The organism is Fulvivirga imtechensis AK7 (assembly GCF_000331535.1).
GTDB lineage: Bacteria > Bacteroidota > Bacteroidia > Cytophagales > Cyclobacteriaceae > Fulvivirga > Fulvivirga imtechensis.
In genome coordinates this window covers 1-21,016 of sequence record NZ_AMZN01000081.1, presented here as the reverse complement: position 1 = coordinate 21,016, position 21,016 = coordinate 1, and the positions used below count along the sequence as shown (strand labels likewise).

18 protein-coding genes are annotated in these 21,016 nt (G+C 40.6%); 10 read left to right on the top strand and 8 right to left on the bottom strand.

Annotated elements, in window-relative coordinates; all coding sequences use genetic code 11:
- Window positions 1-619: 619 nt before the first annotated feature.
- The 4 genes from C900_RS21690 to C900_RS21675 all read right to left on the bottom strand — a co-directional run bounded on the left by C900_RS21690 (window position 620) and on the right by C900_RS21675 (window position 8,484).
- Window positions 620-2,575, bottom strand: coding sequence for a lanthionine synthetase LanC family protein (locus tag C900_RS21690; protein ID WP_009582378.1), 1,956 nt, complete (start codon window positions 2,573-2,575; stop codon window positions 620-622).
- 1 nt (window position 2,576) lies between these two features.
- The gene (locus C900_RS21685; protein ID WP_009582377.1) at window positions 2,577-3,590 is read right to left on the bottom strand and encodes a lantibiotic dehydratase C-terminal domain-containing protein; all 1,014 of its coding nucleotides are present in this window, start codon (window positions 3,588-3,590) and stop codon (window positions 2,577-2,579) included.
- Window positions 3,590-6,631, bottom strand: coding sequence for a lantibiotic dehydratase (locus C900_RS21680; protein WP_040497273.1), 3,042 nt, complete (start codon window positions 6,629-6,631; stop codon window positions 3,590-3,592). The genes C900_RS21685 and C900_RS21680 overlap by 1 nt, the downstream gene beginning before the upstream one ends.
- 554 nt (window positions 6,632-7,185) lie before the next feature.
- The gene (locus tag C900_RS21675; protein WP_009582375.1) at window positions 7,186-8,484 is read right to left on the bottom strand and encodes a putative HlyD family type I secretion protein; all 1,299 of its coding nucleotides are present in this window, start codon (window positions 8,482-8,484) and stop codon (window positions 7,186-7,188) included.
- A 234-nt stretch (window positions 8,485-8,718) separates the two neighbouring features.
- On the opposite strand from C900_RS21675, the gene C900_RS21670 reads away from it, so the two are divergent.
- From C900_RS21670 to C900_RS21645, 7 genes are all read left to right on the top strand, one after another.
- Window positions 8,719-8,973 carry a pinensin family lanthipeptide gene (locus tag C900_RS21670; RefSeq protein ID WP_009582374.1) on the top strand — a complete coding sequence of 85 codons (255 nt, stop codon included), beginning with the start codon at window positions 8,719-8,721 and terminating at the stop codon, window positions 8,971-8,973.
- A gap of 21 nt (window positions 8,974-8,994) precedes the next feature.
- Window positions 8,995-9,258, top strand: a complete 264-nt coding sequence (locus C900_RS21665; protein WP_009582373.1) for a hypothetical protein — start codon at window positions 8,995-8,997, stop codon at window positions 9,256-9,258.
- A gap of 3 nt (window positions 9,259-9,261) precedes the next feature.
- Window positions 9,262-9,477: a pinensin family lanthipeptide gene (locus tag C900_RS21660; protein WP_009582372.1), complete on the top strand. Its 216-nt coding sequence runs from the start codon at window positions 9,262-9,264 to the stop codon at window positions 9,475-9,477.
- Between the two features lie 132 nt (window positions 9,478-9,609).
- The gene (locus tag C900_RS21655) at window positions 9,610-10,266 is read left to right on the top strand and encodes a response regulator (RefSeq protein WP_009582371.1); all 657 of its coding nucleotides are present in this window, start codon (window positions 9,610-9,612) and stop codon (window positions 10,264-10,266) included.
- A gap of 13 nt (window positions 10,267-10,279) precedes the next feature.
- On the top strand, window positions 10,280-12,304 hold the full coding sequence (locus C900_RS21650; RefSeq protein WP_185113989.1) for a tetratricopeptide repeat-containing sensor histidine kinase: 2,025 nt from the start codon (window positions 10,280-10,282) through the stop codon (window positions 12,302-12,304).
- Between the two features lie 102 nt (window positions 12,305-12,406).
- A complete protein-coding gene (locus tag C900_RS31075; protein WP_221408161.1) occupies window positions 12,407-12,661 on the top strand; it encodes a pinensin family lanthipeptide in 255 nt (84 codons plus the stop codon).
- Window positions 12,662-12,849: 188 nt separating this feature from the next.
- The gene (locus C900_RS21645) at window positions 12,850-13,080 is read left to right on the top strand and encodes a pinensin family lanthipeptide (RefSeq protein ID WP_040497272.1); all 231 of its coding nucleotides are present in this window, start codon (window positions 12,850-12,852) and stop codon (window positions 13,078-13,080) included.
- 123 nt (window positions 13,081-13,203) lie between these two features.
- Here the strand turns inward: C900_RS21645 and C900_RS21640 are convergent, their stop codons facing one another.
- Together C900_RS21640 and C900_RS21635 are read right to left on the bottom strand one after the other, a co-directional pair.
- Window positions 13,204-14,040: an ATP cone domain-containing protein gene (locus C900_RS21640; protein WP_040497271.1), complete on the bottom strand. Its 837-nt coding sequence runs from the start codon at window positions 14,038-14,040 to the stop codon at window positions 13,204-13,206.
- Window positions 14,037-14,258: a hypothetical protein gene (locus tag C900_RS21635; RefSeq protein ID WP_040497270.1), complete on the bottom strand. Its 222-nt coding sequence runs from the start codon at window positions 14,256-14,258 to the stop codon at window positions 14,037-14,039. Before C900_RS21635 ends, C900_RS21640 begins: the two co-directional genes overlap by 4 nt.
- Before the next feature lie 456 nt (window positions 14,259-14,714).
- Here C900_RS21635 and C900_RS21630 point away from each other — a divergent pair, with 456 nt between their 5' ends.
- Both C900_RS21630 and C900_RS30035 read left to right on the top strand, forming a co-directional pair.
- Window positions 14,715-16,733: an ATP-binding protein gene (locus C900_RS21630; protein ID WP_009582367.1), complete on the top strand. Its 2,019-nt coding sequence runs from the start codon at window positions 14,715-14,717 to the stop codon at window positions 16,731-16,733.
- A 117-nt stretch (window positions 16,734-16,850) separates the two neighbouring features.
- Window positions 16,851-16,994 carry a pinensin family lanthipeptide gene (locus C900_RS30035; protein ID WP_009582366.1) on the top strand — a complete coding sequence of 48 codons (144 nt, stop codon included), beginning with the start codon at window positions 16,851-16,853 and terminating at the stop codon, window positions 16,992-16,994.
- 56 nt (window positions 16,995-17,050) lie between these two features.
- Here the strand turns inward: C900_RS30035 and C900_RS21625 are convergent, their stop codons facing one another.
- Window positions 17,051-19,243 carry a peptidase domain-containing ABC transporter gene (locus C900_RS21625; RefSeq protein ID WP_040497269.1) on the bottom strand — a complete coding sequence of 731 codons (2,193 nt, stop codon included), beginning with the start codon at window positions 19,241-19,243 and terminating at the stop codon, window positions 17,051-17,053.
- Between the two features lie 90 nt (window positions 19,244-19,333).
- Complete coding sequence (locus C900_RS30890) at window positions 19,334-19,465, bottom strand: hypothetical protein (RefSeq protein ID WP_009582364.1); 132 nt, start codon at window positions 19,463-19,465, stop codon at window positions 19,334-19,336.
- Window positions 19,466-19,660: 195 nt separating this feature from the next.
- Here C900_RS30890 and C900_RS28785 point away from each other — a divergent pair, with 195 nt between their 5' ends.
- Entirely contained in the window at window positions 19,661-20,815 is a 1,155-nt protein-coding gene (locus C900_RS28785; protein ID WP_009582363.1) for a DUF3103 family protein, read from the top strand.
- Window positions 20,816-21,016 lie beyond the last annotated feature (201 nt).

Genomic DNA, 21,016 nt, shown 5'->3' with positions numbered 1-21,016 from the left:
ATTGGTAGGCAACCAACAACTTTGAGTTGATTTTGTGGATAATGACAGATACCCAACTAGCGCGGAAGTTACTTCCGTGCTTCAGCCACTTTCCATTCTCAGGCTTACTTTAACCCGAGTTATGCAATAGAAATCTATTCCGCGTCAAAACTGACAGTAATCTAAGCATCCCGTCATTCGCCGGGACAGGCATTACTCAAATTTTGCTACTCACCATAGCGGTGCTATGCCTCCGTTGCAAAATTCTGCGTGAGCACTTATCTCACAGCCACTTTTGTCGCTCATCACGAAGTCTATTGCATAACTCGGGTTTAATTTTGTTCTCGATACATCTATCTATACCTGCTGACTTGCTGCGTGGCTATGTCACGGAAGTAACTGCCGCACCAGTGGCTGCATATCAGGAAAATCAACTCAAAACTCTCTGTTTAAGGTCCTCGTTCCCGAGAGAGCCAAAGCTTTCGGGATAACACGCAATAAAGGAGTTACCTGAACGGCCTTGAGAAAATGGCGTTAAGAATTTCAATGCCACACGCACACTTTATAAATCACACTCTTTGAGACCGATGGTAATATGGTAATCGGGCGAGTTGACTTTGATACAGCCTCATCTTACTGGCTACTTTATGTCCACATTAGCTACCGCAGAGTGGTCCAACTGAAGTATCCCCTGCTTCATGGCCTCCTTAATTTGGTTTAGCGTAGCCATTTTCACCTGCTGTATTTCACTTTCATTGCTTACTTCAAACTCTTCAATCATTTCATTCATACCTTCTTCGACTCGTTTGGGTTGCTCAAATTTTTGTATTACAGCATACGAAAAATAATTCAATGGAAACTCCAGCAGTCCTTCTGATGCAGGCAGTAAGATCGTATAGTTTTCTTCCTCATCCTCCTCTTCCTGTTTAGCCTGTAAAGGAGCCACCGTCAAAACACATCCTTCAGGCAGCATGACCGTGGCCCCTAAGAATGATTGCCCGTCATCTAAAAGCGCTCTATTCCTTTCTACCTCCACCACTCTCTTTATATGATTGTATGAATGGCTTGCTACGGCATTATCTATATCGATTTTCATGTTTTCATACCTCCAGATGTGAGTCAACTGAGGGTTGTTAGCCGTTTCCACGGCCTTGTTCAGATCGGCTTTGATCGTAGCAACAATATTATCGCTTAAAATCATATCAGCTTCCATAAGCTCGTGACTTCTCAAATACTCACAGGTTTTTGGATATAACTTTTCTGCAAAGATCTGATACAGTTTACTGTCATTCATATCCAACAGTCCCTCCTTTGGGCCCTGGTAAACAGCAGCAATGTCTGGTTTCAAAATCGAAGGGCCGGAAAGAGCTTCATCAGCCAATAAAAGATAAAAATATCCTATCCCTGCATCTCCCATAAACAAGCTGACATCACCACGAAGACCGGAATAACCTGAGATATAAATATTATTTTGCTCTTTATACCTCAATGCATGGTCAGCTACTTTTATTGCAGACTGATAATAATCAGGTTTGCCTAAAACTCTGGCTGCCTCAAGAAACAGGATGGCATTCCCTCCTCCCCCGTGACATAGAACATACGGGACATTTAGCTCTTCCAGGTCTACACTTACTTTGGTAGTTTTACTTAGTGCTTTATACAAATCCTGAAGATATTGATCCTTTTTCAGCAATTCATATGCTCGCACCCTTGACAGACCGATACCAGGCGCTCCGTGACACCAGGCCGACATATCTCCTGCTGCAAAGAAAAATCCTTTATTGCCATTCACATACTGCTCCCGATGCTCTTTAAAAGATTTCTCATCATAGATTCCCTTTCTAAAGTCCGGCCAATTTTCATATTCAGCATTATAAACGTGGTTTTCATAAGCAAATGCCTGTTCTGCAATCCAATAGAAGGTCTGGTTTCCGAAATAATGGCCTAATTCCAGAAATACATAACCAATGCCACTTGCGCCATGGGAAAAACCACACAGGCCGGTGATGTTATTAGACGAACGGTCCCAGTACAGACCCTGCTTCCCGAAATGCGCCCTGCTTAGGAGGTGTTCGGTAAAATGCTCTATCTTTTTAAGGATCTTCTCACTGCCTGTTGCGGCATGCAAGTGCAAGAGCCCCAATATAGCCCCTGAACTTCCGTTGATCAGATCATCAATTAACCGGTCGCCTTCTAGAAACGATTCGCAATTTTCTACTATCTGAAGTGCTTTTTCTTTATAGGTATCATCTTTAAAATACTCAGCAAGTTGTAGCATCAGATATGCCACTCCCATACGACCCGTATAAAAAGCATAATAGGAAGTTTTGTTATCCGTACAATATTTATCAAGCCATCGTGCTCCCTCCACCATCGCTTCCCGGTATTTCGGATCGTTGGTCCTTTTGTGCAATTCCATAAAAAAGTAGACTATTCCGGCCACCCCGGAATAAAGGCTTTCGGAAATATGCCATTCAGCCTGGCTGTCAGCGCCTAACGACATCGTCTCCCACCAATATCCGTCTTCATTTTTGTGTGCTTTCGCAAGCAGGGAATCGCCAATGGCAATAGCGCCTTGTAAATATTTTTGGTTCATTTTACTTAGGTTCAGGTAATAATTTAAAACTTTCTCTCACCAGATAAGCCAGATACCCCTCATCTCTGTTCATAATACCCATTCTGTTGTTGATCATATGGATATAACTGTCATAGATAGCCCAGCGTTTTGTTTTCTGCTCAGGAATGGAATCCGACTCTCTGGCCTGGTACCATTCGGGGATCACCAACTGCCCATTTTGTTGAATTTTCACAAGCTGTTCCCTGATCTCGCGCATATCTGCTATCCATTGGTTCAGCCATTCCTGGTCAAAGGACTGCTCTTCTTCAAATGCCTCCCAAACGGTCTGAAAAAAGGGAAGCAAGGTATCTTTATGTGCTTCAAAATTGCTCTCAAATGCCTGCAATGTTTCTGCTCTTCTTTTCTCCATCTCTTCCTTTGAAACGTCCTTCTCAAAAAAGTAGTAGGCTCGGGGTAGCCAGTTCTGAAATACATTGGAAAAGAAGTGTGTAGCTTCCTCCTGGTCCATCCCCATCCCATAGGCAAAACCGAGGTGTAATTGTATGGCTGCTCCCAGAGCCCTGTTGTAGTCCCAGCTATCCAGGCTCTCCTCTATAACGGCAAAAGTGGAATTTGCAGAGGCCTGAAACTGCTGCTCTGCAACCAGTATAGCTTCCTTGCCGCCATATCGATCGGTTTCAGGATCATATTCAATGAATTGTATGGAATCATTGGGAAACCATCGGTGTTCCTCCGGGGCATCTTTCAGCCAGTCGGGATCGGTTCTTTCAGAAGGATGCTTATCAAACCATGCATTGAAATGTTCTATCAGCATGGGCTTTACCTTTTCGTCCAGCACATGGGCTTTACCTTTAAACCGGAGCCTGATATGAGGACCCTTCTCCCAGTACCTGATGAAAAAATATTGCTCTGCGAGTTGATCATCCATCACCTGACGAACGATGGGCTGCACACCTTTTACAAGAAATTCCTCCCAGGGCTCACCGTAATATAAATAAGCAGCCAGCCATTTTTTTGATTGATCTGAAGTCATTACTGTTGATTTTTATTATACCACTGAACTACAAACTCAGAAACATACCTCGAATCATCCACCTTAAGCATCTGGTTGGATGATGGCAACATTTCTACCACCTTCATACTCAATGGCACCCTATCTATTAGTTTCTCCAGTAGGTTAACCAACAATGGGTTAGTAAAATCGATATATTGAGGCTTATAATCGTCTCTAGTAAGTTTTTTTAGTTTTTCCTGATCCAGGTTCTCCATGCCCCAGCGGCTGGGATTTACAAAAACAAATACTTCATCAGGCATCTTATTCTCTTTCCTCCATAAATTTACCTTCTTGAAGTACTGCCAGTCCGAATCGTTGGGGTCACGCTGAGGAAGGAGCGGCTTGGGAACAAACCATGACTTCCTCTGAAGCACAAGCAGATCTTTATAGACTATTCTAGGCAGCACATTAATAGTCGGTGTGCTATTCTGCGCTTCTTTCTGTTTATCAGCATCATTAACCTTCTTCTTTTCATCCTGCTCCGGGGCATTCAATTGATTGATAGCGTTGGTTAACGGTTGTGTAAACAGGTATTCTGCTTTCGTGAATTTTTCCAGCAATTGAAACAACTGAGACCTTCCCTGGTGCCCTTGAAAACCGAGATCAAAGACATGGGCCTTTTTACCGGTTGACTTCTGATGAAGGTTAAGCGCTCCTTCTTCCTGATCATAAATGATCTCGAAATCTGTGATCGGGATCTGTTTATCCGCTGGCAACGAATTATGCCCCCCGGGCATCCATATCTCATACGGCATGAGTGTGGGGTGCAGGTTGGCATTGAAATAGGAGGCGTCACAATCTTCAACGAAGATAGTTTCACCATTACTCTGCTCAATATTCCAGCTCCTGGTTTGCTCAGTCACCTCCTTATCAAAAATATGTAGAAAACGGCTGATCATTTTACCGTAGCCGGGGAAGGTACTGTTCACTACGGCTTTCAATTTGCCCTCTTCATGGAAAAACTGCAGAAAAGAGCCGTATGAATTGGTGTGATCTACACCGCTGCCAACTCCTACCTCACTATTGGCCTTTTTTACCGGCTCAAGTTCAATCTTCAGTTCATCTTCATTCCATTCAGTGATGGTTTTCAGTTCATCTACCAGCGCCTTTTTCCACTTTTCTACCAGCTCATTTCTTTGTTTGATCTCAGGTAAGACTGAAATTTCATCCTCCGTTTGCTTCTGAGCTTCAGCATTATCTTTACTGTTGTCACTTTCACCTTCTTTAGCTTTGGCTTCCTTTTCCTTCAGTTCCCTTTGTTCCCTGGCCTGCTTTTTTCTCCTTTCCTCTTGCTCCTTTTCAGGCTTTTTATACTCTCTGAAGTAATCTTCATAAAAAGTAAGCAGATCTATAGCCTCATTGCCTCCATATTTCTTCAGAAAATAGGCCTTCATCTTGTCCTTTTCGTCCTGATTTCCCTGGAAAAGTCGCATTTCATGTAGTAGCTCATACAAACTTTCTATGACATGTTCCATTTCCTGCTTATCCAGCCTCGCCTTGACCTCACGTGTTGTATCTTCATAGAACATCTGTTCCGGCTTGAAGGTAAACATGGTGGATGTTTCATGTTTAAAGGTTACTTCCTCATCTTCCTTCTCCTCTTCTTTGGCCTCTTCTTCCTTTTTTTCATCCCCGTCTTTATTTTCCTCTTTCTGTTTCTTTTTTTCTTCTTCCCTTTTTGCTCTCCACTCCTCCAGGCGTTCCTGCTCAGTTTTTCTTTCATCGGCCGGTAGCCCCGCCTCCTCATGTATTTTCATGCATATCTCCCGAAAAGTATCATATGCCTGCTGAAGAATAGTTTTCCTCTCCTCTACAGCGCTACCCGCATACCTGTCGCCTAATTCGCGGATATCCCTTAACTTTTGTATCAGCTCATCAATGTGTTCTACATTGTTTTCCACCAAAGTGGATAGTGCTTCGATAAGCCTAATATCCCAATCAGGATCAACACCGGAAACTCCCAGATGGTACTCCAGCAGTCCATAGCCAATGAGCTGTTGCACATAATTTTCAAGCTCTTCCGCAGAAGCATCAATATCATTTTGCAATGCCTCAACAAGCTGCTGAAACCGGATCCCGTCAGCCTGTTCCTGCACTAATCCGGCAATATGTTCCACCACAGGATTGTAGGGAATACGCTGAAATGATTCAATATTGTTGTTATTGGTCAGGTATAAAAAGTGATCACCTCTGTTTTGAAGCGTAGGATTACACCTCAATGGAAAAAGCATGTAGGCAGGCTTATAATTTCTAAGGAGGTCTACCAGGTATTTCAACAAGTAGTTATTAAGACGCATATGCCCTTTTACCTGCTCCCTGGCGTTTAAGGATGTGATGTGGATACCTCCTTCAACATTTTCTTCTATCCTCCCTATCGACAAATTGGTGAATGTGCTAAACGGAGAAGTCTTTGCGTACATCCTGGTCAGGTACTGTAGCAGACTCTGCTCCACCTGGTATTCTTTCTTTCTGAATTGGTCTACGGGACGTTCTTTAAAGGAATCGAGCCTATTAAGCAGTGTACGACTGGAGAGGATCAATCCTTTCTTTAAGTGCTCTGTATCTACAATGTCTTTCAAAATGATTCGACCATTGTTGAGCTCCGCAATGTACAGATCTTCACCTGATTGCTCCTTTTCCTTTAATTTCTTAACTAAACTCAGGTATTCTTCCAGTGAGGCCTTCAGACTTTCAGGCACTACTTCCAGAGTTTTGGCTACTTTGCTGTTTTTGAGTTTTCTTTCATTAAATATATCCCTTCGCAGGTTTTGAACTACGTTTTGAACATTGGGGTCATCGCTACCGCTAATGAAGTTGAACAATTCATCGCACAGAAGCTCTTTTTTTTGCTGCTGTTCAGATCGTAATTCAAATATCTCTTCTACTATAGAGTTGGACTTCGGGAAATGGAGTGCGGACCATTGTTCATACGTATCTCCTCCTAATCTGATAAGAGTATACGGAAACAATTCCATAGATTTTTTGCTGTTAGTGGTATAGGTTGTTAATGTGTTACCCATGGGTGCTCAATTTTAATAAAATTTTTCCTTTATTGTTTTAATGGTTTTCAGGGATATTGCTATCCTGAAACTTATGGTTTAGGTAATTTCCCGGCAGACTCTACCTCTAAAATTAAAAATTATAGGTTGAACTTAAAGCCTTCAAAGGTATAATGTAGGAAAAAACAGGCTTTTCCCCCGAAATATGAAGAGACACACAGGGAGAAGTATTTCACTTCAATGCATCCAGGACAAATCCAGTGTTGTATTAAGCTGCTTTAGCCCTGATCAAATCTTGTTCTTTTCTGCTCATACTTCGTTAATAAATATTTGAACAGCTACTGCTATGCAAATATTTTTGCCTTATGCGGGCAGAAAATAGCTGCAATTTACCCTACACCAGTGTTAAGTTAAGCATACTTAAGCCATACCAAGCTTTGTTATTTTTGTTCCATGCTGCCTTAAAAAATACTTACGTCCCGAAAGCTTTAAAGCTTTCGGGATGCTCATATTTTTTGCGTTGCCTGGAACAAAAAAAACTGCAACTTATACGGCACAGTACACTTAACTCAACACTAGTTGACCCTGTCAATGATATTTCGAAGTTGATTAAATACTCTTTCAATGAGGCGCTTATCCTCTGTAATGATCTCAGCAGTACCCTGCATCTCCTGTTTGAATGCCAGCTCTTTTTTGTATGTACTCACCAACCCATTTTGCATGGATATTCTAATGCTATACATGTTATCTCTTGGAACCAGCGAGATAGATTCTACTTGTCCTATCACCATGCCATATTCATTGGAAGGATAGTTATCAATCTGAATATTCACTTTTTGCCCTATTTCTACTTTTCCGGATCCTTGCACCGGCATAGCTACCGTACCAATGATGTCTTCAGAATTTGGTACTACGATCATCACCTCTTCTCCGGCCTGAGCGAATTGATTATCACTCCAGAATTTGGAAAATGACACCTTACCATCGATAGGACTAATCAGCAGATAGTTTTGCTTCCATCCAATCAATTCACTTTCCAGCTTTTCATAGGCGGCAACAATACCGGCTTGCAACTGGTCAGCTTCCTGCTCTTCTTTCAGCCGAAGTTCATCGATCTGGGCTTTCAGTTGGGCTATCTGAATGTTGTTTTGAATAATGGATGACTGTAAACTTTCCTTATTGCGCTTACTTTGCAAATAATTGGCTTTTGCCCGATACATCTCAGGTTTGGTGCCAGACCTTTGAGAGTATAGGGTAGAATCTCCCTCATAAAGCTCTTGTGAAAGCTCTATCTCTTCTGCCAGAAGATCCATCTGATCCTCTAAACCCCGGTTTAGCTCCACATAATACTGCACTCGATTAGCCAGGGCTTCCCGCTGATTTTTATAAAAAGAAATGGAGGAAAATCTTTTGGCATCATCAATTACAGATGTGAAGGATAAATATATATTCTGAAGTGCCCCCAGGGAGAGTGATTTATCCATTTGAATTTTTCCCAATTCAACAGGCCTTTTATAAATTATACTTCGTATACTATCCAGAGACCGGCTTAGTTGAAGTATGTCTTTGGTCGAAGCCGGGTTTTCAATTACTGCCAGCAAATCATCTTTGTTAACCTGCTCTTTATCACTCACCATCAGCGTAATTCTTCCATTAGTCCGTGCCATCAGATGTACTGGCGGCACTTCGGTAGTGAAAACTACGCGAGCGGCCACAGTATCAGGATACTTAATGAACCAACTGGCAGCTATCAAGATCAGGATCACCATAAGTATGACGGTAATCCCCCATCTGATCAGCCAGTGTGGTACATGGCTAAGAATCTCCTGTACTTCCTCGCTCCTTAATTGAATATCATTTTGTTGTTCAGGCATAGGTCAATTTTGGGAGTGCCAAAATACACATTGCAATCATAGCGTAAAAGTCTATTACACGATATTACCGGAAAACTAGCTGTTTTCCGTGATAATGGACAGCATTTTTACTAACACCCCTTCCGCACACCCACACATCACGGTATCCGGTTATTTTATTTTTTGGCTTTCAGCAGGGATTTACACACTCGATTTATTCAACCAATTTTGGAAATCACTAAACCTAAAAATTAAATGAAGCAGAAAAAATTAAAATTAGAGGCATTGAAGCTTAAAAGCTTTATAACAACTGAGGAAAGGTTAAAGGCACAAACCATAAAAGGTGGAGCACCTATTTCTGCATACGGCAATTGCGAGCCACTACCCTATTCGGAGTTGTGCATCGTTACTTGTCTTTGTTCGAATACCTGCATGACCGACTTATGCGGGGATACCGGAGGTGGAGCTTCTGGCATATGTGACGGCACAACTACGCAACAGCAGAAATAATAAACACTAAGCCTAAATAACATGAAAACTTTAGAAAACTTAAAATCATTTGAATTAAAGGCTCAGCAGGTAAAGGATCTTACCGGGGGAACTACTGATCCTATATCCTGGATTGGCACACTAGGTGAGATAACTCATCATGGAGCCATAAGAATACTCGGTACGGGGATAGCTTTAGGCGCTGCTTTTGGTGTGGGGTTTTATGCGGGGTCTCTCATTTACGATAGCTATAGTACGCAAATATTAGACGGAATAGAATCTATTGACACACTTTTAAATCAATAAACAATGAAAAAGAACAAACTAAACCTAAGCGAATTAAGAGTAAACAGCTTTGTTACAGATGCTGATGCTGTAAATCAGGAAACTATCAAAGGTGGGGTTATTGACAGTTGCGTACCTGAATGCGGAGGAACAGGATTCCCTACTATTCCTGCCAGTCCTCTTTGCGCATCTCATAACTCTTGTCAATTGCTCTGTGATGGTGATGTCATGACATACTAGTAGATTTCGCCCATGAATAAGCGGACAACGCAGATAATGCTGAACTCATTCTTTCACTTGTAAGAATGAGTTCATTTTTTTTCCGCCACATTCAAAAGGTTCTTATATTGCTTTTCCTAAACCTTAAGTAAGATGAATGATTTAAAAGAAATAAACATCATGATCGTAGATGATCATAAAATGTTCCTTGATGGTATAACATCGCTACTTAAAGAACACTCTGGGTTTAACATAGTGGCTAGCGCCAAGGATGGAAATGAAGCGTTAACAAAGCTGACAGTCAATAACAGTATAGATGTACTGATCACTGACATCAGTATGCCAGACCTTGATGGAGAAGCATTATGCAAAGAAGTAAAACGCAAATATCCTGACATCAATATCCTGGCGCTTTCTATGCATAGCGACAGCAAAAGCATTAAAAAAGTACTTAGAAACGGAGCTAGTGGCTACATATTGAAAAATACCGGTCAGGAGGAATTAATTGAAGCCATTCAGCAAGTAGCCCAGGGACAAACGTATTTCAGCGAAAAGGTTAAAAACAATATTATGGCTGGGATGACAGGCACGGAAGAAGATGATGACTATCAAAAAATTCGGCTTACCAAGCGGGAAGTTGAAATTCTTAAGCTCATTGCCTCTGAATATACTACCAATCAAATTGCTGATAAATTATTTATCAGTCTTCACACTGTAGAAAGTCATAGAAAGAACATCATGCGAAAAACTAAGGCCAAAAATATGGCAGGCCTTATTAAGTATGCGGTAAAAGAGGGGATAGTGGAGTAGTCGAAACATGGCCATGAACAAATCACACCTGTATTTAATTCGGGCAACCCGGTATGTTTCGGTTTTGCTTTTTCTGATCAACGGTTCTCTGCAGGCTCAAAGCACCAATTCAGAAAGAATAGATAGCCTAAAAAAAGAGTTGCAGAACGCAAAAGATATTGAATCCGAAATTGACATTTTAAATGAACTAAGTTACTCTGCTCTTGATATTGATTACAACCTTTCGCAAGAATACAGTCAAAAGGCGTTATCCTTGAGTGAGAAAAACGGCTATGATATCGGAAAAGCCACGGCACTTTACAATATGTCACTTCATGCTTTTCAACTGGGCAGCTATGATAGCACATATGTATATTGTGAGCAAGCCCTCATAATTAGTCAGGAAAGCGGTAACAAAGTACTTTCAGCTAAAATCATGAACCGCCTGGGGGTTACATATCAAACTTTAGGTAACAGGAAAAGAGCGTTGTCAAATTATCTGAGTGCATTGAGAATTTTTGAAGACGACAATGACAAAGGAGGAGTAGCCGCTGTTTGTAACAAACTTGGAATTTTTTATGAAACACAACAGGAGTACGACAAAGCGCTGAAATACTATCAAAAGGCCCTGGATTATCACCAGCGCATTGGCGGACCTCGCCAACAAGCTATTGTAATAAATAATATTGGCGTAGTTTATCATAAAACTCAGCAACTGGACAAGGCTTTGGAGCATTATCAAAGATCGAAAGCCTTGCTTATTAAAACCGGTGATAGTATCAACATTTCTATCAGAGACATCAACATAGGAAAAATTCATAAAGAATGGAAAGATTATGATAGCGCTTCAGTGTACCTGACCAGTGCCCTAAAGGCCTGTGAAGCATCCGGAAACAAAAACCTTCAGTTGTATACTCTAAACCAACTTGGAGAAACCAAAATAGGCAAGAGTGAATTTGATTCAGCATTTACCTATTTACAAAGAGCACTGCGGTTGGCTGCGGAAACCGGAGAGAAAGAAGTTGCACCTGAAATTTATAGAAACCTGTCAAATACATACTATGGTCTAAGACGGTTTAAAGATGCCTACGATGCTAATGTAGCGTATCATCATCTGAAAGACAGCCTCTTTAATATTGAAAGAAGCCATGATATAGCAGAAATAGAGGCAAAATATCGAGTATCGGAAAAAGAAAAAGAAATTTCTCTATTGAAGAGTCAAAGTGAAAAAAAGGATATTATCCTTTATTCTTCTATCACAGGCCTGGTACTATTCCTCATCTTAATTATTCTGATAGTTAATGATTATAAAAGAAGATCCAGAGCTTCTCGTCTTATTAATGAAAAAAATGAAGAGCTCAACAGGCAGCGTATATCCGAGCTGCTAAAAGAGCAACAGCTAAAATCCATTCATGGCAAACTAGAGGGACAGGAAAACGAAAGAAAGAGAATTGCCAAGGAACTACATGATGGTATTGGTGGCACCCTGGCGTCCATTAAACTCAACCTGCAAAAGGTCAAAGACGAAAGATTAACCGATTTGATAAACGACATTGATAAAGCCTGTGAGGAAGTGAGGACTGTATCTCACAATTTAGCCCCACCTGCTTTTTTTAACTCGGCCCTGACAGATATTATCCGTGACTTCGTTGAGAAGAGTCTAAATCGTCATAAAATCAACGTAAACCTTGAGTTTTATCCTGAAAAAACCTTAAACAATATTTCCACTGACCTACAGGTAGATCTTTATCGTATCGTTCAGGAGTTGGTCACTAATATCACCAAACATGCAGAAGCATCTCATGTAGAAATAACAATAACTGCGCATGATCACATCATTAACCTTATTGTGGAGGATGATGGTAAAGGGTACATACCTTCTCAAAATATAAAAGGAATAGGGTTGCAGAATATTTCTTCAAGAGTCAACGCACTAAATGGTATTATTCATTTTGATTCAAAACCCGGTAGAGGGACTGCCGTAAGTATCGATATTCCGTATCAACATTGGAACTTCTCCACTCGGCAAGTAGAATTGAGAGATGGTATAAATGCCTGATACTCATAGTAAACCACCAATTAAAAATATCCCTGAATTCCGGGATATCCTACTCTGCTACTTTTTTAATAAATTGCATATCCATAAACCACTAACCTAGCCATGAAAAAGAAAAAATTAAGTCTTAATAAACTTAAGATAGAAAGTTTTATTACAACGGATGTGCTACGTCAGCTACACGCAGGAAATTCTATAGCAGATAGAAGAAGTGATAGCGACTGTCCTAAAAATCATTCTGACCAAAGCTTCTGTAGTTGCGATAGTTGTGTAAGTTGTACATGCCACACAGAGTTTATTTGCACTAACAACATCAGTGATTGCTACAGCATACAGCCATGTGATGGACAGCCCTACTAAGTAGTGTCCTAAGAAAACACCAATATCTGTGCGTTACGCTTGCCACAAAAATGCCCTTCCCCACGGAACTCCGCCTTTTGGATCTTCATCCCGCTCTTTGGCAGGAATGCTTTATTAAGGCCTCAGAGTTTTCTTACAGACAACACTAAATGAAAAATTGATATTATTTCAGGTAAAAATCAAAAGCTATGAAAAAGAAAAAATTCACCCTTAAACAATTAAAAATAAGCAGTTTTATTACTTCAGAATCGCAGAGAAACATCAATGGTGGTGACAAAGGCTCGATCAGTGATAACCGAAGTGACAGTCACTGCAAGCCGACAGATTACAGTGGGTGCTGTTATTCAGACGGCTGTCAATTTACTGATAATCCGCAGTTGTGTTATACCATTCAACCTTGTGATGGGATGATCCCATAAACATCCTGCATTTTAAAATGAAACGTGGATGTGGGTCTTTTTGAACTTACGTGCAACAAGTCGTGCGTGTACAAGAAGGGATTAACCGGCTTACCCCGGTTTGAATCCACTTAAGACCATCTATTAAACTATAGCAAGCCCCTCCACTTCTTTAATTACGGCAGAGTGGCGGGCTTTTACTACCCCTATCTCACTTAAAAGCTGAGACTGACTATCCAATTGCCTGCAAAGAACTATATTCTTCTCCAGAAGCAACTGCTTTTCATGTCGCGTTAGCGTAGTCAGGCATGTCACGGGATGCAGCCCTGCAATATCAATTCGCTCTTTAAGGCTCCCTTTTCTAGGGTAATCCCAGCCAACGAGCGCTAGCCCCATACAACTGCTATACTGAATAGCATCGCTTGTAAAACGCGTATTAGTAAATATCCACCCTTGATGAATTTTAGATTCATGATCAGGATGCTTTTTCCACTGCCTTTCGATATCCTTAAACCGGGAATGAATGTATAATGGAACTTTTACATCACAATGTCTTCCCTGATCCCTGTGAAATTTACATTCCACCATAAAATGTTTTGTACCTTTCTCAGCTATTACATCAACTTCATGATTGACACAGTGTCCTTTTACTATTACCCCCACCTTAACCAGAAACCCCTGATATTTAAGGATCTCCCCTATGAAATTTTCAAAGGGGTATCCCGTGGGTCCCAGTTCCATGATGGCTTTTTTCAGTGCATACCGTGCAGCCGCAGGCCGTGAGTTTTTGCGCAGCAGGCTAAAAGCCTGTTTATAGATTTTCTTAGTTGATATACCCTCGTAAAGTGAAGATTTTACCTCCTCTATGATCTTTCTCACTAATTCATCACCCGCACCAGATTTTTCAAGAGAATGTTTGAGCTTAAATACATCAAATGCATCCTTCTCTCCGGACATCTTTGTTATGGTTACAGCGGTCATTCAGTAGCTATTTCTCTCTGATGGTTAGCAACATGCGCCAGAAGCGCTTTCAAGCTCTCAAGATAGTCAGAAAAGTTTTTGGTGTCAATCTGAGAATGCTCGCCCCTGGAAATAGTAGCAGGATTTTCGTCCAGATGTCGATAAAGCTCGGGATATTGTTCCTCTATTTTTAAAGTAAGATCATGGATCTCTTTCATCAATTCTTGCAAGCGTTTCATCGTTATTTGGGTTTGCATTAACAATTCAAGGGCAACTTTAAGCCCATTTCATAAATTTTACTCGGTCATGAAAATATTTACTTCGAACGCACGTGTAAAGTAATTTTTATGAATTTATAATGATTGAGGGGTAACCAGAATGACAATTGCTCACACATGGTGATGATATACGTCATATAAACATATTACTCACCCATACATCAACAGGTAGTGGTATTCCGGTATTTTGAAAATTCCCTTAGTACCGTGGTTTTTGTAGCCTTACTTGTTAATATATCTCAAAACAATGTTCAAACTGCTAAAAAACGAAGCAAGCGAGTCACTCTCTCCATTCCCAATTATAATATTAAAACACACATATATCTACTACACCTCAAGGGTTATAATACCTAAAATAGAAACATTAAATCTTTCTTTTAAATTAGTATTTAATCAAATTGATCATTAACACACATTATGTGGACACCTTTTAGAATAACACTATATGTATGCGCACTGCTGCATGTGGGTACTTTAGTTGGGCAAAATAGGTCCATTGATAGTTTAAATGCTATCCTGGCTCAGGATACCCATGATTCAATAAAAGTAAATGCGCTTAATGCATTGTCTCAACTTCTGGTATATTCTGACACAGAAAGAGCCATTGACTTAAGTGACAGAGCCATACACTTAAGTAAAATCTCAGATCTCCAAGCTCACCAGCAGTTGAGTACTATAACAAGAGCACTATTACATTATCAATTAAGTGAACTCGACTCTTCTAAATACTACTGTGATATAGCTATAGAGTTTGCGAAAGCAAATAACATGAAAATCGATCTGGGCAAGTGTTATAACCTGTTAGGTTCTATCTACCTGGATCTTGGTAATTATGGCTTAGCGCTTCAGACTTACACCCAGGCTTTGAAAATATTCAAAGAAGTCCCGTTCCCTAGTGGAATAGGTGCCAGTTTGAATCGCATAGGTGCTTTTTACACAAAAAGGGGAGAGCATGAAACTGCTCTTAAATACTACAGAGAAGCGCTCGAAATATTCGAAAAAGTCAACCGGTTTGATCAAATTACGGTCGCATTAAATAATATAGGCATTTGCTATTTTAAAAGAAAAGAGTACGAGGAGGCCTTAAATTATTTTATGAGCTCTCTTGATATGTTAAAAGTGCACGGTCCTGAAGAGCAAATACCTATCAGAATAATGAACATAGGCGAAACTCATGCGAAACTCAAAAACTTCAGACAGGCCGATAAATACTTAACTCAAGTTGTGACCTATGCCGAAAAAAACTCGCACCCTAAGCTATTATCTTCTGCATTACTTTACCTGGGGATACTTCGGAAAGAACAGATTCGTAGATCTGAAGCATATGAGTATTTGGAGCAGGGTTTGAAATTAGCATCAGCACATTCATTAAAAGACCTGGAACTGGAATACTACCAAAACCTATCCAGCCTCCATGCAGAACAAGCCGACTACCATAAAGCTTATAATTATTACTTAAAATTTTCCCTGCTAAAAGATAGCTTATCATCCATCGAGCAAAATAGAGAGCTCTTATTAATGGAACAACGGTTCGAGGCAGAGCAAAGTGAACAAAAAATTGCTCTACTCCAGCATGAAGCCGAAAAAAAGAACATTATCCTATACTCTCTGATTGCAGGAACAGCTCTCCTTATTATATCCTTTATTTTAATATTTATTAATTATAAAAATAAACAAAAAACCATCAGGCTAATCCACAGACAAAAAGAAAAGATCAGCCGACAGAAAATTACAGATCTATTGAAAGACCAGGAGCTCAGTTCAATTAAAAATAAACTTGAAGGGCAGGAAAATGAGAGAAAACGAATTGCACAGGAACTGCACGATGGCATAGGTGGAACAATGGCCAGCATTAAAATGAACCTGCTTAAACTAAGCAATAACGAAACACCTTTCAAAGACCAAATATTAGATATTATAAAAAGAATTGACAATACTTGCGAAGAAGTCAGAACTATATCTCACAACCTGGTTCCTCCGGTATTTTATAATTCAGCATTGACCGACATCATAGAAGATTTTGTTAATAAAATGATCAAGGCTCGGTCAATATCAGTGACTTACGAATTTTACCCAAAAAGACAACTTGAAAACATTAACAAAAACATTCAAATCGACATTTATAGAATAGTACAAGAATTGGTTACCAATGCTATCAAACATGGCAATCCTTCAGAGATCAGTATTTACCTCACTAAACATGATGATTATATTAACCTTATGGTTGAAGATAATGGGACGGGTTTCGCAAACAATCGACCTGCCGATGGTATAGGTTTAAAGAACATCCGGTCAAGGGTACTGGCGCTAAGTGGTCAAATTGTTATTGATTCTATTCCTGGAAAGGGCACCACCGTTATAATTGACTTATTACTAAAAAAGGATAAGTCACAGCTACAACCACAAGCTCATATCCCCGAAAACAGTGATATTTAAAAATGCTACATTATGGTGATGAAATTACTCCAGAAATATGATAATTTTATTGTCATTTTCTTTTCCAAATATTCTCTATAAGAAATTAAGTTAATTAACCATTACAACCTAATAGATATGAAAAAGCTAACACTTGAAAAACTACGTATTAAAAGTTTTGTTACTTCAATTGATGGGCAACACATCAAAGGAGGACTCAGCACACATGTAGTTACTACATCAGTTTCCTCTGACAGTGATTCTCAGAACGCAGAAAACTGAGAAGCACTAAGATGATTCCGCTTCCAGACTTAAAAGCAGGCAGTTTGTCTGCTTTTTTAGTTCCCCAACTCCAACTGATTCTTAACAAGACGATAGTAATCCCCTCTTTTAGCAGTTAGCTCAGCATGAGTACCTGTTTCTGTGATGTGTCCTTTGTCGAGTACTATTATCTGATCCGCATTCTTAACAGTACTCAACCGGTGTGCTACTACAATAACGGTGCGGCCCTGGAAAAACCGGTCAAGGTTTTCCATGATCACTTTTTCGTTGTTGGCGTCCAGTGCATTGGTGGCTTCATCAAAGTAGATATACTGCGGGTTTTTGTAAACGGCACGCGCGATCAGGATACGCTGTCGCTGTCCCTGGCTTAGTCCATGGCCATCATTTCCAATCTTAGTGTTGTATCCGAGTGGTAATGATTCTATAAATTCCTGAATATTAGCCGTTTTTACAGCATACAACAGCTTTTCCTTATCAATATACTCGTCTTTAACGGAGATGTTCTTTGCTATGGTATCAGAAAAGATGAAACCGTCCTGTAATACAGCCCCGCATTTATCCCTCCACAAGCGGTTGCTGTAATTATTCAGGTTTATATCACCAAGCCGAATCTCACCCTCCGAAGGCTCATAAAACTTCAATAGCAGCTTGACAAGCGTTGTTTTTCCACTGCCACTGGCTCCTACTATGGCCGTTACTTTCCCCTCTGGTATCTGCAAATTAATATTCTTAAGAGCGTATTCGGAATGGGGCCCTTCATACTGGAAGCTGACATTTTCCAGCCTTAGAGACATGTCTTCCGGGAAGATGGTGATCTTGTCTTCTCTGATATCCTCCTCATCTTCTTTATTATGTATCTCTCCGAGTCTTTCCAGGCTTATTTTTGCATCCTGGGCGGTATGAATGAAGGTCACCAACTGGTTGATGGGCGCATTTAGCTGTCCTATAATATATTGAATGGCCAACATCATACCGAGTGTGATATCACCATCGATCACCGCTTTGGCTGCCAGGAAGGTGATCACAATGTTCTTCAATTCATTGATAAACGAAGAGCCGGCCTGCTGGTATTGATTCAGCGCTAACCCGCTGATGCTTACTTTGAATAACTTGGCCTGTATCCTCTCCCATTCCCACCGCTTTTGTTTCTCACTGTTATGCAACTTGATCTCCTGCATACCCGTGATCAACTGGATCAGGTTACTTTGGTTGCTGGACATCTGATCAAAGCGCTTGTAATCCAGGTCCCTGCGCTTCTTCATGAAGATCATGATCCAGGCCATATATAAAGCGCTCCCTATAAAGAAGATGGCAAAGATCTGAAGGTCATATATGGCCAGTACAATGCCAAAAATGATCAGGTTGATAAACGAAAACAGAATGTTTAAGGTGGAAGATGTCAGGAAAGACTCGATACGGCTGTGATCACCTATCCGTTGAAGCAGATCACCTATCATTTTTGTATCAAAAAACGATACTGGCAGCTTCATGAGCTTTATCAGAAAGTCTGACAAAATGGAGATATTCATCCGTGTGCCCAGATGCAGCAAGATCCACCCCCGGATAAATTCAACTGCCGTTCGACTAAAAAACAACATCAGTTGGGCGATCAGGATGAGCGTAACGAAATTCAGATCCTGATTTTGGATACCAATATCAACAATTGATTGTGTCAAAAAAGGAAATATCAACTGTAGGATACTGCCCACCAGCATACCCAGGAAGAGCTGAACAATAAATTTTTTATATGGTCTGAGGTACTTAAACAGGAATTTAAACCCCGATTTGTTCACCTGCTCATCCTCCGTTTTATAAAAATCGGGAGAAGGCTCCAGCAATAACACCACGCCTATTTCTTCACCTTTATCCCTGTCACTCAACCATCCGTCCAGAAACTCCTTCTTTGTAAGCTTAACCAGTCCATGTGCAGGATCGGAAACCAGCACATGTTTTTTGGTAAAATCATAAACTACTATGAAATGCTGCTGCCTCCAGTGAGCAATAAATGGTGTGGGGGCCTCTTCTTTTAACTTTTCGAATGGTATTTTGGCTGCGAGGGTCCTAAAACCTATAGATTCAGCGGCATCACTTATTCCCAGCAATGAAACCCCCTCCCGGGTGATATAACTTTTGTCTCTTAGCGTTTGTAACGAATAGCTCTTCCCATAGTGTTTTGCAATGATCCGCAGGCACGTGGGGCCGCAATCCATTGTATCAAGTTGCCGGTAATGGGGAAATCTTTTTAACATATGCTATCTCAAACGAGCCGTGAACTTACTAAATTGATTCAAGCCAACAAAGATTTTATAGGAGTTAAGCAGGACAATACCGGAAAACAGCTACTTCCACACCTGAATATTGGATGAATGGATGCAGGTATTCTCTAATTGTGTCTCTACTTCAATGTCTGCGTTATGCTCGTCCCAAAAATGCTCACGTACCTCAGTACGCTCCGCTTTTTGGCACTTCACAAGCCTTGACCTTAACGTTTTCTTAAAGCCACTTAGAGTTTTTGTGTTTGTCCCCTATCAATCTGCGCCAAAGGAGAAAACTCCCAACGAAATATTTCATAAGTAAGGTTCTTACCTTAATTTATTATGAATGCATAACAAATTATCCTTAATTCATGACTCAACCATTAAATCCAATATCTAAACCTAACCATTATGATCAAAAAAACCTTACTCCCTGTCTTTGTTGGCTGCTATCTATTCTTCTTCACCAGTTGTCAGGAAAATGAATTAGGCCCCACACAAAACCCGGCAACAGATGGATCACTTGATGCTCTGGCTCTTGACGTAGTAGAGCTGTTGAACGAAAGTGACGCCTACCATCCGGTAATTTCGACCTTAGAACAAGAACCTGTCGGCATATCGCTGTCTGACCTCCTGTTCAGTATTGATATTAATAGTAAAAGTGGATCAATCTCCCGGCTACAAGCAGCAGCAAAAGCCGCTGAGGACCACCTAAAGGTTGAGGTAGCCCCCGATAAAGTAGAAATTCCCGAATTATGGCTTCACAAACCCAACGGGCTCTCTGTTATCAGCAAAAGTGATCTGTTGGTGGCTTATCCGCCTGCCGGGGATGAAACTGAGTGGAACCATATAAAAGCTTATACAATGGATAAAAAAGTAGTATATCTGGATCCAGCGAAAGCACCAGATGTACCTGTAGTAGTCATCGAAAAGTATGGATTTCAGGCATTTAAGCAAGAAGCTATCTATATGAATAAAATGCTAAAGGAAGCGGGGCTTCAAAAAGAGGAAAGTTTCCGGGATCTTGCTGAAGCAAGAATGACCAGTACAGGACTGGAAACCACTATACTTGACAAGATACGTCTTAATGACGATCAGGAACCATGGATTTTAGGATCAGCAGAAATATATGCCATTACTTCCGGTATCCGTAACGACAATAATGAAGCAGAGATAGCCGTGATACCCATGTACTACCTTGATAAAGAGGGTAAAACCTACTATCCAAACCAGATATTATTATTCTGGGATGATTATGCCTACCAGGCAGCGAATATCCAACTGTTTGAAAAAGATGGTAATCACAATTACCAGGAGTTGGTATCAACATTGGTAAACGAGGTTACTGCACTTGTGGGAAGTTTAAGCGGCAAGCCCTGGATCACAGCGCTTGGCAAAATCGGAGCCGCCATTGTTGAAGCGCTTCCCGACAGCTTCTGGACTAATGATGATGATTATGTAGACTCATATTATACTATTGAGAAAACAAGCACTTATACAGACTACTATGGTGCCGGAGGAAATGCGAAAGCGAGTATGAGACCCTATTTTGTGCCGGCAAACTAATTTCATAACTCGTTATTATTTATGGCATTAATTCAAAGTGGCTATCTCAAAAGCCCCGTCATCCTGCCTGTCCCGAGCTTGCCTCGGGGAGGCGTCCAACAACTTCAGTTGATTTTGAGGATAATGACATTATACCATCATTAACCACAGAGGAAGCAGAGGAGGAACAGAAGTCATAAACCACCACGTCATCCTGGAATT